The 15,035-nt window shown below is 67.7% G+C and carries 10 protein-coding genes, 1 tRNA gene, 1 rRNA gene and 1 pseudogene; 5 read left to right on the top strand and 8 right to left on the bottom strand.

The annotated features are described in order from the left end of the window. Positions 1-5 precede the first annotated feature (5 nt). The 3 genes from Srubr_RS32565 to rrf all read left to right on the top strand — a co-directional run bounded on the left by Srubr_RS32565 (position 6) and on the right by rrf (position 3,152). Positions 6-1,769: an Eco57I restriction-modification methylase domain-containing protein gene (locus tag Srubr_RS32565; protein ID WP_189994607.1), complete on the top strand. Its 1,764-nt coding sequence runs from the start codon at positions 6-8 to the stop codon at positions 1,767-1,769. Between the two features lie 2 nt (positions 1,770-1,771). Then, the gene (locus Srubr_RS32560) at positions 1,772-2,875 is read left to right on the top strand and encodes a BsuBI/PstI family type II restriction endonuclease (RefSeq protein ID WP_189994609.1); all 1,104 of its coding nucleotides are present in this window, start codon (positions 1,772-1,774) and stop codon (positions 2,873-2,875) included. A gap of 160 nt (positions 2,876-3,035) precedes the next feature. Next, positions 3,036-3,152: ribosomal RNA gene (rrf, locus tag Srubr_RS32555) — 5S ribosomal RNA — on the top strand. Positions 3,153-3,405: 253 nt separating this feature from the next. Here rrf and Srubr_RS32550 read toward each other — a convergent pair. The 4 genes from Srubr_RS32550 to Srubr_RS32535 are packed head-to-tail and all read right to left on the bottom strand — an operon-like array spanning position 3,406 to position 7,239. Next, the gene (locus tag Srubr_RS32550) at positions 3,406-3,582 is read right to left on the bottom strand and encodes a hypothetical protein (protein ID WP_189994611.1); all 177 of its coding nucleotides are present in this window, start codon (positions 3,580-3,582) and stop codon (positions 3,406-3,408) included. A 43-nt stretch (positions 3,583-3,625) separates the two neighbouring features. After that, positions 3,626-4,582, bottom strand: a complete 957-nt coding sequence (locus tag Srubr_RS32545; RefSeq protein ID WP_189994613.1) for a thiopeptide-type bacteriocin biosynthesis protein — start codon at positions 4,580-4,582, stop codon at positions 3,626-3,628. Positions 4,583-4,594: 12 nt separating this feature from the next. Continuing rightward, on the bottom strand, positions 4,595-5,662 hold the full coding sequence (locus Srubr_RS32540; RefSeq protein WP_189994615.1) for a lanthionine synthetase C family protein: 1,068 nt from the start codon (positions 5,660-5,662) through the stop codon (positions 4,595-4,597). Continuing rightward, the gene (locus Srubr_RS32535) at positions 5,659-7,239 is read right to left on the bottom strand and encodes a lantibiotic dehydratase (protein ID WP_189994623.1); all 1,581 of its coding nucleotides are present in this window, start codon (positions 7,237-7,239) and stop codon (positions 5,659-5,661) included. Before Srubr_RS32535 ends, Srubr_RS32540 begins: the two co-directional genes overlap by 4 nt. Positions 7,240-7,252: 13 nt before the next feature. On the opposite strand from Srubr_RS32535, the pseudogene Srubr_RS41115 reads away from it, so the two are divergent. After that, positions 7,253-7,552 (top strand): annotated as a pseudogene (locus Srubr_RS41115) (site-specific integrase); the annotation flags it as partial. Positions 7,553-7,576: 24 nt separating this feature from the next. After that, a complete protein-coding gene (locus Srubr_RS32530; RefSeq protein ID WP_189994626.1) occupies positions 7,577-8,806 on the top strand; it encodes a hypothetical protein in 1,230 nt (409 codons plus the stop codon). Between the two features lie 1,256 nt (positions 8,807-10,062). Here the strand turns inward: Srubr_RS32530 and Srubr_RS32525 are convergent. From Srubr_RS32525 to Srubr_RS32510, 4 genes are all read right to left on the bottom strand, one after another. Further along, on the bottom strand, positions 10,063-10,632 hold the full coding sequence (locus tag Srubr_RS32525) for a hypothetical protein (RefSeq protein WP_189994628.1): 570 nt from the start codon (positions 10,630-10,632) through the stop codon (positions 10,063-10,065). Positions 10,633-11,071: 439 nt separating this feature from the next. Beyond that, positions 11,072-11,147, bottom strand: a tRNA-Lys gene (locus tag Srubr_RS32520). A 100-nt stretch (positions 11,148-11,247) separates the two neighbouring features. Continuing rightward, positions 11,248-12,765 (bottom strand): amino acid permease, encoded by a 1,518-nt coding sequence (locus Srubr_RS32515; RefSeq protein ID WP_189994630.1) that lies wholly within the window; start codon positions 12,763-12,765, stop codon positions 11,248-11,250. A 108-nt stretch (positions 12,766-12,873) separates the two neighbouring features. Next, complete coding sequence (locus Srubr_RS32510; RefSeq protein WP_189994632.1) at positions 12,874-15,033, bottom strand: DEAD/DEAH box helicase; 2,160 nt, start codon at positions 15,031-15,033, stop codon at positions 12,874-12,876. Positions 15,034-15,035: the final 2 nt, after the last annotated feature.

Raw genomic sequence — 15,035 nt, 5'->3', positions numbered from 1 at the left:
CTTTCATGCCGGAACTGCTCGCTGCCGCAGCGCTGCCGGAAGCCAAGGTGAGCAACGCTACGGCGCGGCCCTTGGGTTCCCGAGGTTCCCGAGACGAGGTGACGGACCGGCCAGCAGGGCTGACTTCCAGCGCTGCAGCAGTGCTCGCCGGCCTTGCAGCATGGTGGAAGTCGCGTGCTTCCGCAGCTGGGCTCGACGGGGCGTGGCTGGATATCGAACAGGCCCTCCAGGCGCGTCCGCCCGCTGCGATCATGGATGGCTCCGTGGAGCCAGCCGACCTGTCGACGCTCGGGCCAGAGCAGGTGGGTGCGGCGTACGTGGAAGCCCTGTCGGCAGCAACGCGGGCGCGCCATGGTCGCCATTACACGCCACGCGAGCTCGCCGTCCATTTGTGGGGAATGGCTCGTGACAGCCTTGGCCTGCCCCCCAGCAACCGAATGCTTACGGGTCTAGTGCTTGACCCCGCCTGCGGCGGCGGCGCCCTTCTACTGCCAGCCTTGCGGGAACACCTGCGGGCAGCTTTCGATGTCGATCCTGCGCTCACGTTGGCCGGCCTGCCCAACCTCCTTCGCGGGGTGGACGCCGACGAAGCTGCAGTGTGGGTTGCCAACGTGGTGCTAGCAGCGGAGATGTTGCCGACTCTTGCCCGAGTCCCTGCATCTGTTCGCAAGCCACTACCCGCACTCGCCCACGTTGGTGACGGCCTGGACATGCCTGCAGGCGCTGTGCGCGTTGTGGTGATGAACCCGCCATATGGTCGCGTGCGGCTTTCTCCTGCTGAGCGCGAGCGCTATGCCCACGTCCTATACGGACACGCAAACCTGTACGGGCTCTTCATGGCTAGGGCTATCGATGCCCTGGACGGTGAGGGTGTCCTAGCCGCGCTGGTTCCGACCAGCTTCACCAGCGGACGCTACTTCAGCAAACTGCGCGATCACATAAGCCAAGAGGCGGCCATGAGCGCTGTGGCGTTCGTGGAGGACCGCAGCGGCGTGTTCACATCTGTGCTTCAAGAAACATGCCTGGCTACGTTCGAGAGGCGGAAGCGCAGGAAGACCAGGATCAGCAGTCTTGGCAGCTCCGAGACCACCATCGCCAGTGTTAAGACCCAGAGGACAGAGCAACCTTGGGTTCTTCCACGCCGTTCCGACGATGCGCCCATCGCTGCCGCAGCATCAGCCATGGAAGAGTCTCTGGGGTCCTTGGGCTGGCGCGCCTCCACAGGCCCGCTCGTGTGGAATCGACGCAGCAGCGACCTGTACCCGTCCGGCGGTCCCAATCGTTCGCATGTGATTTGGGCTGCGGACCTAGACGGCGGAGTCCTACATCGTGATCCTGCGCGGGATGCCATGCGGTTCCTGGCCCTCACCGCCGCCTCTGACCTCAAGGTGATGGTGCTAGATAGCCCTGCCGTGCTGGTCCAGCGCACCACGGCCCCGGAACAATCACGTCGGCTCGTTGCCGCACATCTCAGTCAGGCAGATCTGGACGCCCGCGACGGCCGAGTCACTGTCGAGAACCACGTAAACGTGCTGCGGTGCTCTGCCGGTGCTGATTCCGTGCTGACGCCTGATGCCATGACTCGCTTGCTTGCCACCAAGACGATGGACAAGGTTGTCCGCTGCATCTCCGGCTCGGTTGCGCTCAGCGCCTACGAGCTTGAGTCCATCCCCATGCCGCACCGCGAGATAGTGCGGAAGTGGAATGACCTTGAGGGAGATGCACTCGAAGCAGCGGTCGCCGCCGCCTACCGACCCACAGGAGCCTGAAGTTGAGGAAGCTCATCAGTCCAGAGGAAGCCGAGAGGCGACTTCAAGTGGTCTTCCCGAGGGCTGCGTTCGACCCGGTGTTCTCCTCGCCGCTCGCTGCGATGGCCGTGTCGGCTCTGATCTACGTCGACGCCGTTTGCAGCGCTGATGACCCAACGGACGCCGTTCAGTGGGCACGCCCAACGACCGTGCTGTGGATGTCCAAGGGCGCCTTGGCTCGTTCTGAGGACGCCGACCGCATAGCCTGGCGGACGGCCGCGGCGAAGGGCAACAAGCACGTAGCCGCCCTCCACGAGCAGACGTGGAACGAGCCATTTCAACCGTCCTACAGGGACAACTCACGGGAAACGCTGCGAGACGAGACCTTCAGGGAGTGGCGCTCTCACGCCGCCATCCGCAAGCGCGCCGGCCTGCCGACTGCGAGCAGCCAGCCCAGCTGGGCGCTTCTCGACCACTTCGCCGACCTCTTTGATCCAGACCTGTCCGACGAGGACTTCGAGAAGGCGGCGAACGCTTGGCGCGACAAGCACTTGGATGCGGGAGCCAGGTTGAAGGCGGCATTCGCGCTGAAGGCTGAGGCCGCCGAACATGCCGTCACTGTGCTTCTTCCCAACAGCGGAGGGGCTACTCGCACGCTCGAACCGGGCACGGCTTCCCTGATCGTCAAAGGTGTCGTGGAAACTTGGGCCGACGCTCGGATGCAGAAGCCCGTCGTCCTTGCCATCTCTGAGCCGGGAGACAAGGTTCATCTCGGCGAGGAGATAGCCTTGCAGGGCCTCGGTATCACAATTGATGTCAAGAATGTTCTCCCTGACGTCATCATGGCCGATATCGGCGCAGATCCGGTCCAGTTTTGGATCATTGAGGTTGCCGCTTCAGACGGGGTCGTCACGGCGGCTAGGCGGGCAGCGCTCCTTAAATGGGCCGCGAAACAGAATATTGCGGAAGGCCGTTGCTCATTCCTCACAGCGTTCGAGTCACGCAATTCTGATGCGGCGAGGCGACGCCTCAAGGACCTCGCCTCCGGCACGTGGGCTTGGTTTGCCGCGGAGCCGCTCCACGAACTGGCCTGGTACGAGGTGATGCCGGGCGCGGGCGAAGCCTGATAGCCGTCCGTGGTGAGGTCCGTAACGCCATAGGGACCAGCCGTCGCGCTACACCGGGCCATACGGAGACGGGCACCACCCGTAGCCTCCCGACGCGCGGCTCGGTGAACCGTGTATCATCTCCACGAAGGCGCTGGCGGGAACGCTATGCCGCACAGTTTTCGGTGGTTATAGCATCAGGGAAACGCCCGGTTACATTCCGAACCCGGAAGCTAAGCCTGATTGCGCCGATGGTACTGCGAGGGGGACCTCGTGGGAGAGTAGGTCGCCGCCGGGAAGCTTTTTAAAGGGGTGCTGCCTCGATGAGGCAGCACCCCTTTCTCTGACTCGCCTTGATCAGCCATCGCTCTCCTCGCTGTCCAAGTGCCGCACCGCGTACACGTGCTCCTCGGGATGCCGCGCCAGTCGTGCCATTACCCATGCGGTGCGGGCGTCCTCACTGCAAGCCCAAGTCCAAGGACTTCCTCCACCACCACACCAAGTCCTTGCCGAAGCCGGTTCGCCACCGTCTGCCTCGCAATGTTCCGGTCTCATCGAACTCCGGTCGGCGTCGACGCTATGCCCTGAAACCAAGAACGAGAGGCCGCCTGCTCCTCATGCACCTTGGTGCCATGCAAAACCTGGCGTTCCAGTTCGAGGATCAGCCCTTCAAGGAAGAAGGACAGCCGGAGGCTGTCAAGGGTGGCACTCAGCGAGATACCACGCACCGAACTGAAAGGTTCATCGTCCTGGCCTGTGCGCAATAACGCATCAGCGGCCGAGGGTTGCCTCCCGTGCGGCGCGTGCCCAGATGGCCTGTTGGCGGGTGGTTAAGCCCATGCGGTTCCAGTGGAAGAGGATGTGGCGGGCCAGGATGCCGCGCAGGCCGAGTTGGAAGTTGCCCGCGCGTGCGGCATCTGCGAGGGTGCAGCCGCTGCGCTCCATGCCGGTGATCCAGGTCCGCAGGGGCGTCAGGGGACCGTGCGTGAGCAGGGGGCCGGCGTCCACCGTCAGGAGCCGCCGCAATGGGTCCACCATGCCGCTGACCTGGTCGGGGGACACGTCGTCGGGCAAGGGCCGTCTGACCTCGATCTGCCCCCATACGTCTCCCTGTTCGCCCCATTCCAGCCCAGCGGCGCGCAGGAACAAGCTGGTGACGAGCAGGGAGGTCTCTTTGGCGCCCAGGAGCCCGCTGGTGCCGTCGGTGGCGTGCTGGTAGTAGGCGAGGACGCCGGTGCTGTCGGTGTGAAACAGGGTGTGGGCGAGCACCATGCCGTGAGGGCCGCCGAAGGCGATGGTTTCAGGTTCGTATCGGGAGGGCCACCATCGCTCGGCCACACCACAAGCCCGGGTGCTGGCGAGGGCTTCGGTGAGGTGCTCAACGGCGTCCTCCCTCTGGGCGTCCGGACCGGGACGGACGCGCAGTCGCCAGCAGGGGTACTTGCGCACGAACCACCATGCCCCGACCGGTCCTGTACGCAGGGCCGGCAGGACGTAGGCGCGGAACGCGCGTTCCGCGGTGGGGTAGTCGGCGAACTCCATGTTCACCTGGTGCCAGCTGTCGGGCCGAGCGTCGAGTGTGGCCCGGCCGGCGGCGCGGTAGCGCTCGGCCGCGTCGGCCAGTCGGGCCGGAGACGTGCGCGCCTTGGTGGCGGCCTGTTCGACGGGTGTTCCGGTGAGGACGCACAGGATGGCGTCCTCCAGTGTGATGGGATCCGCAGGGTTCACGTCGTCGTCCCTTCAGCACAGGAGCAGGCAGGCGTCCCAGTCGGTGGCGGGCCCGGAGCCCGGTTCGGCGCTCTGGAAGGCCAGGGTCGCTCCGGCCGCTCCTTCGAGAAAGCCGGGCGCTTCCGGAGCGGGAAGGGCGAGGAAACGGTCGCGGAGTTCGGGGAGCCGGTCGGTGAACGCGGTGGGGGTCTGGGCGTCCTCGGCGACGCGTTGGACGGTGCGCAGGAGTCCGCCGGCTCCGTGGCACAGGCCACGGGTGACGAGCTGGTCGACCTGGTGTGAGTCGGCCAGGCAGTACAGAAGGGCGCGTTCGGCCATGCGCTGGCGGTCCGCGTCGGCCAGGACGAGCCCGGCGAGCTGTTGTGCACGGGCCAGTCCGGGGGTGCCGTAGCACCAGGACGGTGCGGCAGGTTGCAGGGGTGCGGGGCCGGTCTCGGTGATCCAGCGCGGCCAGCGAGTCCCGCGGTGGTCACTGTGGCGGATGCGGTCCAGCCAGCGGCAGATGCGGACCATGGCGGTGTCGTGGCCATCCACGGTGACACCGCGGCGCTTGGCCAAGGCAAGCAGGGCGAGTGGGCCGGTGATCCCGTGGGCGAGGCCGACGTTGGCATGGCCGCCAGGCGTTGCCGCTTTGTGGTTGGCGGGGGCGTGCCCGACCCACCAGCCGAGCCGCGGCTGCCCGATGGGCCCGGCCACAGGTTCGGTGAGTCGCACCAGATACTCCAGGATGGCCTTCAGGTCTTCGCTGTCCGGTCGGCGACGCAGCAGCAGGGTGCCGAGCCCGGTAAGACCCCGGAACAGGTCGTACTCGGCGAAGCTGGCGTAGCGGCCTTGGTCGATGCGGGCGTGGGCGGCTGCCAGCCGACGGCGGGTGTGCGTAGCCACGACGTGGTCGAGGGTGTTCAGGGCTTCGGCGTAGCGCTCGCTGTCGGCGGCGGCCAGGTGCAGGACGTACGCCATCGCGGGGGCGCCGAGGAACAGGCTCGCGCGGTCTCCGTCGAGCAGGGGGCCGAGGGGGCCGTGCGCGAGGGACTGCCGGGTGGCGAGGTCGGTGGCGGGAACGGGCGGGGCGGTGGTCACCGCAGTGCTCCCTGGGTACGGGCGGTCCAGGACAGGGCGGCAGCGCGGGCGAGGCGGCGGCAGGTGGCTTCGCCGTCGGGGTCGATGCCGGCGGTGCGGTTGTGGTGCATGTGCAGGAAGGACGGCAGCACATCGGCCGGGTCGGCGCCGATCGCGTTGAGGGACTGGCGGTACGCGGTCAGGGCGTCTCGGCGCAGGGTCCAGGACAGGGCGGCGTCGTCGCCATCGGGCAGGGCCAGCAAGGCGGCGTAGTCACGGCCTGGGCTGGTAAGGCGGATAGCTTCGGCGAGTACGTCGCGTGAGGCGGCGGCGCCGTCGCTCTTCAGAAGGTTCGTCGTCAGCCAGGTCCGGCCGGCTGCTGGGGAGCCGAGGAAGGCGTCGGAGATGTCCACGAAGCTGGCGGCGGTGAGGGCAGGCCGCAGGCTGTCGGGGAGGGGAAGGGCCATCTGCGCGACGGCGGCGGCGGAGTCGGCGGCGAAGAAGCGTTCGGCGGCTGCCAGGACGGGGCCGGTGCCGTAGCGTCCGGTCTCCGGCTCGTCGGTGTCCCACTGCACGCGGTGTAGCAGGCCCTCGGCGCGCATCTCTGTTGCCCATGTGGCGACGCGCTTTGCGGCGTCGCCGAAGGCGTGCTGGTTTGGCAGGCGGAGCCGTAGTCGCAGGTGGCTGTCGGGGTCGGCGTAGCGGGTGAACCACCATGCCGGAGCTTCGTCTCCCCAGTCGGCAAGAAGGCGCTGAAGATGCACGATCAGGATCTCGGGTGCCCGATCGGCGTTGGAGTACAGCTTCAGGTACGCCCACTCGGTGGCACCGGGCAGCCGACCGGAGTACCGGCTCACGACGACCGAAGCACGGCAGACGGAGGCTGGGGAGGGCTCCTGGTCGGAGGCGAAGGATGCGGTGACCTGGTGGGCGCGGCCCAGCCAGCCGAACGCGGACTCGTCCGGCGCTTCCTGCAGCACCACGGATGGGTGGCGCTCCAGTTCCATGCGCAGGAGCTGCTGGTGGGTGGGGGTGTCGAGGTCCAGCCGGAGCTGTTGGTCGTTGCCGCCGACGTACACGGTGCGGGGAACGCCGTTGCGGATGCGCCAGTCGGTGAAGCGGAACAGCCAGTCCCGTCCGTCGTCACTTTCTTCGCGCAGGTCGCGTGCGCGCAGCCGCCAGCAGGCGGCGGACAAGATGGTGCGGCCGACGCGGATCTCGGGCAGGAACGGAAGCCGGCCCGCCGCGCCCCAGGCGAAGGGGGTGAGGATGGTGGTGTGGGAGCGGTGCAGTTCGCAGACGAAGCGGACCAGTGGGTGGGTGGCGCTGCTGAGTTCCACCGCGTTCATGACCGTCGGCTCGATCAGCCGGCCGGTGGACAGTGACACCAGGTAGAAGCGTCGGGAGTCGGCGATGACGCCGAGGTCGTCCAGGTCGAGGATGGCGTCCGGGTTGTGCTCGCCGATCGAGAGCACGTGCGGCACGACGGCCGGAGCACGGCCGACGTTGCGGGTCGGCAGTCGCAGGGGCGGGCTGGACACCTGTCCGCGTACCGCTCCGGCTGCCAATGTCGGCAGTGCGGCGTACGCGGCGGTCATGCGGTCGCGGTCGGGCGCCTGGCTCCGCCCCGAGACCGCGTCGGAGACCTTCCGGCAGATCCTGGCCCGCACTGACCTACCGCCAATAACCCTTCGTGATATACGTCACGTGTCGGCAACCCTCACCCATGGCGGTGGCGGCGACCTCCACACGATCAAGGAAACGCTTCGCCACTCCACGATCACGCTGACCTCGGACACGTACACGAGCTTGCTCCCTGAGGTCGACCAGGCAGCAGCTGAAGCAGCGGTCCGACTAGTGCCACGCGCCCGCCCTGGCAAGGTCGCAGAAAATAATCAGGCCACATCATGAGAAGAACCGCGCAGCATTGCTGTCATGGAAAACGAGAGCAACCCGTCCATCACCCTGATCACGATGGACCGCGCGGCGGCGTGCACCATCTTCACCCGTTCGGACGGGAAGGAGGCCCGGCTTCCGTTGGACCCGTCCCCGTTCGAAGACACGAGCGTCCTATCCCGGCTCGACTTCACCCCGGCTTACGGAGCACTCCTCGCCACCACTCTGAGCGGCGATCAGGCCCTCTTTGAGATGCCGCTGGAAGGGGCCGGTGATCAGCTGGCAAGACGGCTCGTCGTGTACCTCGACCAGAACCAGTGGAGCCTGCTGAGCAACGCCGATCGCGGCGCAGAGAAGAGCAGCGAGGTGGACCGGGTCGCTGCCCAAAAGCTCAAGAAGTGGGTGGACCAACGTCGAATCGTCCTACCTGCCTCTGCTGGCCACTACTTCGAGACCAGCAAGCGGTTCAGCACGGACAAGCGCTACGACCTCGGACTAACGATCTTGCAGTACAGCCGCGGCTGGCAGATGCGTGATCCGTTGCAGGTCCGGCGGAACGAGCTTCACGATGCCTTCTGCCACCTAATGGACCGGCCCGGCAGAGTATGCTCCGCCCCGGTCTTCACTCTCGACCCGGACGCCCTATACGCCCCCACCCGGTGGGCTGGTGTTGCGCAAACGCCAACGCCACAGAATCGCTTGGCTTTCCAAACCAAGGCGCTGCTCACTGCCTGCGTTTCCATTGATGCCATGCTCGACACCCAGCGGGTCGAGGAGGGACCGGACACCGGGTGGATGGCGGCGAGCCAGCGCTTCAGTGACTGGCTGGACGAGCTGGATCAGGACTCACAGCAGAAGCGCAGGGCCATCGACATCCACCTCGTGAAGGACCTACAGCAGGAATTGGCTGAAGAGGCTGCTGCGGCAGGCGTTCCTAAGGAGCTGTTCCACCAGTGGGGCTTCAAGGGATGGGTGCGCGCCATCGGAGAGGCTCCGGCCGTCGGCCTCTTCCGGGAAATGCTGCAGAGCCGGCACCTCAACAAGGGCACCACGTGGCGACGGAATGATCTGACGGACATGGTCTACCTGTCCTGTGCAGCCGGGTACGCGGACTTCGTTGTCTGCGAGAAGCACATGCGCGACCCATTGCAGCGCGGCTTGAAGCGCATGGGACGCTCGGCACAGGTCTACCGTCGGCTTACCGACGCTGTAGCGGCCATCGAGGAGCTTCTGGAAGCGCCTCCCTCCCCTGTCGGCCCTGCGCAATAGCGCTGGCGGGTCCCTATCTTCCCGACCTGCGCCGCCGGATGGCTTACACGGTTCTGGTGTGGGACGGACACGTCGACCGCCGCATCCGAAGCTGCCACCGATTGGAGCTGCTGGGGCCCCTCAACCGCACATGGATCTCCATCACTCCGATCGCGCCGACGAGGGCGCTTCGGCCACCAGGGCAACCGCTGAGGCGGCGTCTATTTGTGCCGTGGGTTCCACACAGGACAGGTCCTAGTCCCGGTTCGGCAGCTGACTAAATCCGCTGCAGGGGTGTAGGCATCGGTAGCAACAAACGTCTCTCCCCATCGGGTCTTCTCCCAAGCCGCGCCGGAGGTCGTCTCGGCTCAACTCAATCTTGGCGAGGCGGGCCAGAGGGTCTCTGGGCCGGGACACCAAACTCACTTCGTGGAGCTGCAACTGGGACATAACGGGCCGCGGGAAGGCGGAGACGGTCTCACCATCGGTGTGTGGACAGCTGAGCCGACCGCAAACGTTGCACGCACTGTCAGCGTCACGCCGCACGGTTATGTCGTATCGGGTATCGAGCAGGTGCGGACAGGAATCGATGTCCTGCCCGCACAAGGAACAATTGCGAGTCGCGGTGAAGCCAGCAGACATGCCCCATCTGCTGTGCATGAGCGAGAGTCGGCATACGTCCCAGTAAGTGTCGTCGGAGTACTCGATGCTGCAGCCGAAGAGTCCGCCTACGAGGGCTGCGACGTGGTGAGCGTGTCGGTGAGCGAGTTCGGAAAGCTCGCTGTCCTCAAGGAAGTTGTAGGCGTCCACTGCACGGGCGAGCGAGATGTGTGCTGCCGCTTCCAGGTCACTCCACGGATCGGTGAGCTGGGACGTGTCGCGCGGCAGGTGCAGAGAACGCGCCATCGCCAGGTACTGTCGGTGGCCCCGCCGGTCGGAAATGGGCTGACCGCTAGGCCATGGAGAGAACAGGGCGCGCGCCGCGATGTTGGCTCGTAATTGGCGCCGGGCTTGCGACCACACGTGGATAAGGAAGTCCCGTTGTGCGCTCATCGTCCACAGTCCGCGGCGGTGGATCTCCTCTGTCGTCGATGTCCAGGAGGGAAGGTGGGCCAGGGACAGGCCCCAGGTGAGGGAGATGCTGCGACAGCACTGCCCGTACAGGCGCATGGATTCCCGCAGAGCTGTTACGCCGTCCTGGTGCATCATGGCCAGGCGCACAGGGCCTGATGCCGGGGGCAAAGGTACCCCGGTGCGAATGACGAGGCCGGAGACTCTCATCCGGTGGTGTCCTCCGGAGCGGCATCGTCCGGGTCTACTGGGGGAAGCTCGGCACGTGCCGGGTCGGACACGGCCGCTTGGATGAGGTTCTCGATGTCTGCCAGCCGACTGGTGATCTCCAGCCCCCGGATGGCCGTTTCGTTCTCGGTCCGTACAATCTCAGCGATCTTGACCGTCACACGCGCCTCATCGACCTCCTCATCAGGACAGCTGGGCCCCAGTGAGGAGCGTGCCCGCTGCCAGGCAGTCAGGACGATGCTCTTGACCAGTTCGGTGGTGAGCGTGGTGGCCACAGCGATGCCGATGGTGGCCACCACCTCGGTGGCCCCGTACTCACTGAGATAGCGGCGGTCTTCTCGCGCGCATGCGAAGTCGATGTCCACGCCACGGTGTCGCAGTGTCTTGATCAGGCCAGCCACGTCGTCTCGGTAGACGGCCATCCCGTCGATGCTTGAGTCGGGGAGCAGAAACACGCGGTCGCCCGTTGGTGCAGTCAGCACCGTCTCGGGAAGATCTGCCGCTGAGATGTCCCAGCGTGTCACAGCATCGGTGATCTCTTTGGCCATCAGCAGGAGCCCTCTCGTGCTTAAGCGTTGTGCACGTGCCCAAGCCTAAAGCTGCGTGGGATCAGGCTGTCCCGCACGCAGTGGTCCACTGAAGTCTGGTGTTGAGTCGACTGCCTTCAGCCATGGCAGACGAGTGGGAGGGCGTGGGCTGCTGCTCTGACATTGCAGGCTGAGAAAACGACGGATGAGCTAGTGTGCTTCGGCTGCGGCCGGTCTGTCGGCTACCGCAACCCTGGGGGCGAGAGGCGCCGCGTCGCTGCGAAGCCTCGCAGACGAACCCGCGAGGGATCTTGTCAGCACCACCAAACGTGCGGCTCTGATCGAACATCCGCTCACGCATCGCTCACGCAGAGTCCCGAAAACGCCGCAGCGCCCGAGCCGACCGAAGCCGACCTGGACGCTGCGTAGCAGGTCAGAGGGTGTTCCCCTCCCCCGCCGCTGGTAGGCCCTGTGGGACTCGAACCCACAACCAATGGATTAAAAGTCCACTGCTCTGCCAATTGAGCTAAGGGCCCGGGCGATGTTGCTTGTCCGAGCATAGCCGGACGGGGCCGTGTCGCCGATCGGGTATCGGGGACACGGCCGCGTCGCGGGGCGGTGGGGCGGGCGTGTTGGTCACTTTTCGGCCGGTGTGGGGGCCGGTCGGCGGGTCAGGAACCAGTGGCGGGCCGACGCCAGCCACCAGGTCGCGGCGAAGCCGAGGACGGCCAGGACGGCGACCGGGGCGTAGTTGAAGGTCTTCCAGGTGACCGGGGAGACCTGCGGCAGCATGAACAGGACCGTGATCGCCAGCACCCAGGTCACCGAGACCACTCCGATCACCCCGGACCAGCGGCCCAGGTGCCAGGGGCCGCGGTCGAACGCGGCGCCCTTGCGGACCCGCAGGAAGGTCGGGATGACGTAGGCGATGTACAGGCCGATGACCGCGATCGACGTCACCGCCGCGTAGGCCGTCGTGTTGATCAGGTAGGGCAGGCCGAGGGCCAGCGCGCCGAGCGCGGCCAGCCAGACCGCCGCCACGGGGGTGCGGGTACGCGGGCTGACCGTGTGCCAGACGCGGGAGAAGGGCAGCGCGCCGTCCCGGGAAAAGGCGTAGATCATGCGGCTGTTGGCGGTGACGGAGGCCATGCCGCAGAACAGCTGGGCGCCGATCACCACCAGCAGGAGCAGTTTGCCGGCGGTGGCCCCGAGGGCGTCCAGGAGGATCTGGGCGGGCGGGGCGCCGGTGGGCGAGGCGAGTTCCGCTTCGTAGGACTGGATGGCGAAGGTGAAGCCGAGCAGGAGCACGAAGCCGGCGATCCAGGACGTCCAGATCGAGCGGACGATGCCCTTCGGGCCCGCCGTGGCGGCGTCCCGGGTCTCCTCGGTCATATGGGCGGAGGCGTCGTAGCCGGTGAAGGTGTACTGGGCCATCAGCAGCCCCAGCAGGACCACGTACGGGCCGCTGCCCCAGCCCGTCTCGTTGACGAAGCGCGTGAAGACGAAGGACGCCGGCTGGTGGTGGTCGGGGACCAGCGCCAGCGCGCCGGTGATCAGCGCGACCCCGAGGACGTGCCACCACACGCTCACGGCGTTCAGGAACGCCACGATCCGGACGCCGAAGGTGTTCAGCAGGCCGTGCAGGACGAGGATCGCCGCGAACAGCGCCACCGTGCGGCCCGGGGTCACCTCGAACCCGGTCTGGAGGTTCAGGTAGGCGCCCAGGAAGGAGGCCGCGCCGAAGTCGATGCCCGCGGTCACCGCCACCTGGCCCAGCACGTTGAACCAGCCCGTGAACCACGCCCAGGCCGCCGCCGACCGCGCGGGCGCCAGCCGGTGGGCCCAGAAGTACAGGCCCGCCGAGGTCGGGTACGCCGAGCAGATCTCGGCCATCGACAGGCCCACGAACAGCGTCATCAGGCCGACCGCGACCCAGCCCCAGGTGATCACCGCGGGGCCGCCCGTGGTCATGCCGAAGAGGTACAGGGTCAGGCAGCCGGAGAGGACCGAGATGATCGTGAAGGAGACGGCGTAGTTCGAGAACGCCGACATCCGGCGGGCGAGCACCTGGGTGTAGCCGAGCTGGGCCAGCCGCTCCTCGTCCGACGGGCCGGGCGCCGCCCGCTGTCCGGTCACACGCGCGTCGTCTGCCATGTCCCCAGCAATTCCCTGTCCGCCGGTGTGATATGCGCCACTCGGCAGGCATGCGGAAGGGCCCGTACGACCGGTGTCGTACGGGCCCTCGCGTCAGCTCACTCGGTGTCAGCCGTTGCGCTTCCAGCGCGGCTTGTCCTCGCGGCGGCCGAAGGAGCCGCCGGTGCCGCGGTGGTCGTCACGACGGCCGTAGGGGCGGTCGTGGCCGCCGGAGCGGAAGCCCGGGCGGTCGTCGCGGCGGTCGCGGTTGAACGGACGGTCGCTGCCCCGGTGCCCGCCACGGTCGTCACGGCGGAAGCCCGGCCGGTCGTCGCGGCGGAAGCCGCCCCGGTCGTCCCGGCGGTCGTCCCGGCGCTCGAAGCCACGGCCGCCCCGGTCGTCACGGCGCTCGAAACCACGGTCCCGGTCACGGTCACGGTCGAAGGGGCGGCGGTCGCCCCGGTCGTCACGACGGTCGTCCCGGCGCTCGAAGCCACGGCCACCCCGGTCGTCGCGACGCTCGAAACCACGGCCACCGCGGTCGTCACGGCGCTCGAAACCACGGTCCCGGTCACGGTCACGGTCGAAGGGACGGCGGTCGCCCCGGTCGTCACGGCGCTCGAAACCACGCCCACCGCGGTCGTCACGGCGCTCGAAACCACGGTCCCGGTCGAAGGAACGGCGGTCGCCACGGTCCTCGCGACGGTCGTCACGGCGCTCGGAACCGCGCCGCTCCCGGCGCTCGTACGGTGCCGCCGCCGGGCGCTCCTCGCGCTCGGTCTCGCGCTCCGCCGGCTCCTCGGCCACGGCGAGCTGCTCCGCGGCCGTCGCCTGGGCCTCGGCCACCGCGGTCTCCGGGTCCTCGCCGCGCTCGCGGGCGACCCGGGCCACCAGCCGGTCGGCCTCCTCGCGCAGCTCGGTCGCGCGGCGCTGGGCGCGCTCCAGCTGCTTGGTGAGCTGGGCGACCTCGCGCTCGGCCTGCTGGGCGGCGTTGGCGGCGGACTCGGCCTGGACCTCGGTCATCGAGCGGGCGCCGGTGATCTCGGCGACCTCCGGGTCGAAGGCGGCACCGCCCTGGATGATGTGGCGGGCCGCGTCGACGCCGGCGTCCTCCATGAGGCGGAAGATCTGGCGCCGCTGGTGCGGCAGGGAGAGCGAGACGACGGTGCCGGTACGGCCCGCGCGGGCGGTACGGCCGGCCCGGTGCAGGTAGTCCTTGTGGTCGCCGGCCGGGTCCACGTTCAGGACCAGGTCGATGCCGTCGACGTGGATGCCGCGGGCGGCGACGTCGGTGGCGACGAGCACGTTCACGTACCCGTCCTTGAAGTCCGCCAGGGTCCGGGTGCGGGCGCCCTGGGTCATGCCGCCGTGCAGCGCGTCGGCCTTCACCCCGGCGTCGCGCAGCTGCTCGGCGACGCGGTCGGCGCCCAGCTGGGTGCGGACGAAGATGATCGTGCGGCCCTTGCGGGAGGCGATCGCGGCGGTGACCGGCGCCTTGTCCTTGGGCTTCACGATGAGGATGTGGTGCGACATGGTCGTCACCGCGCCCTGGGCCGCGTCCACCTCGTGGGAGACCGGGTCCTTCAGGTAGCGGTCGACCAGGGTCTGGATCTCGTTCTCCATCGTGGCGGAGAAGAGCATGCGCTGGCCGCCGGCCGGGACCTGGTCGAGCAGCTCGGTGACCTCGGGCAGGAAGCCCAGGTCGGACATCTGGTCGGCCTCGTCCAGGACGGCGATCCGCACGTCCTCCAGGGAGCAGGCGCCGCGGTTGATGATGTCGCGCAGCCGGCCCGGGGTGGCGACGAGGATGTCCACGCCGCGCTCCAGGGCGTAGATCTGGTTGCCCATGGACGTGCCGCCGCAGACGACCTTCATCTTCAGGCCCAGGACGTCGCCGTAGGGCTGGAGGGCGTCGGCGACCTGCATGGCCAGTTCGCGGGTCGGGGTGAGGATGACGGCGCGGGGCCGCTTCTTCTCGGTACGGCCCTCGGCCAGCAGGGCCAGGGTCGGCAGACCGAAGGAGAGGGTCTTGCCGGAGCCGGTGCGGCCACGGCCGAGGATGTCCTTGCCGGCCAGGGCGTCCGGGATGGTCGCGGCCTGGATCGGGAAGGGGGTCGTCACGCCGTTCTGCGCGAGCTTGCGCACGATGCCCTCGGGGAGGCCGAGGTCGGCGAAGGTGGTCTGGGGGGTGGTGTCAGCGGCCTCGGGGGCCTCGGTGACCTCGTTCGTCACGTCGAGTTCGTTCTCGTTCTCGGACATGACGATCTGGTCAGTACTGGACACGGACATGC

The sequence above is a fragment of the Streptomyces rubradiris genome, assembly GCF_016860525.1.
GTDB classification, from domain to species: Bacteria; Actinomycetota; Actinomycetes; order Streptomycetales; family Streptomycetaceae; genus Streptomyces; species Streptomyces rubradiris.
Note: the sequence above shows the minus strand (reverse complement) of the source record. Positions and strands in the feature narration are given on the sequence as shown.

Coding starts and splice junctions, on each gene's coding strand:
- Srubr_RS32565 (WP_189994607.1), top strand. CDS start 6: ATGCCGGAACTGCTCGCTGCCGCAGCGCTGCCGGAAGCCAAGGTGAGC.
- Srubr_RS32535 (WP_189994623.1), bottom strand. CDS start 7,239: ATGACCGCCGCGTACGCCGCACTGCCGACATTGGCAGCCGGAGCGGTA.
- Srubr_RS32530 (WP_189994626.1), top strand. CDS start 7,577: ATGGAAAACGAGAGCAACCCGTCCATCACCCTGATCACGATGGACCGC.
- Srubr_RS32525 (WP_189994628.1), bottom strand. CDS start 10,632: ATGGCCAAAGAGATCACCGATGCTGTGACACGCTGGGACATCTCAGCG.
- Srubr_RS32515 (WP_189994630.1), bottom strand. CDS start 12,765: ATGGCAGACGACGCGCGTGTGACCGGACAGCGGGCGGCGCCCGGCCCG.
- Srubr_RS32510 (WP_189994632.1), bottom strand. CDS start 15,033: ATGTCCGTGTCCAGTACTGACCAGATCGTCATGTCCGAGAACGAGAAC.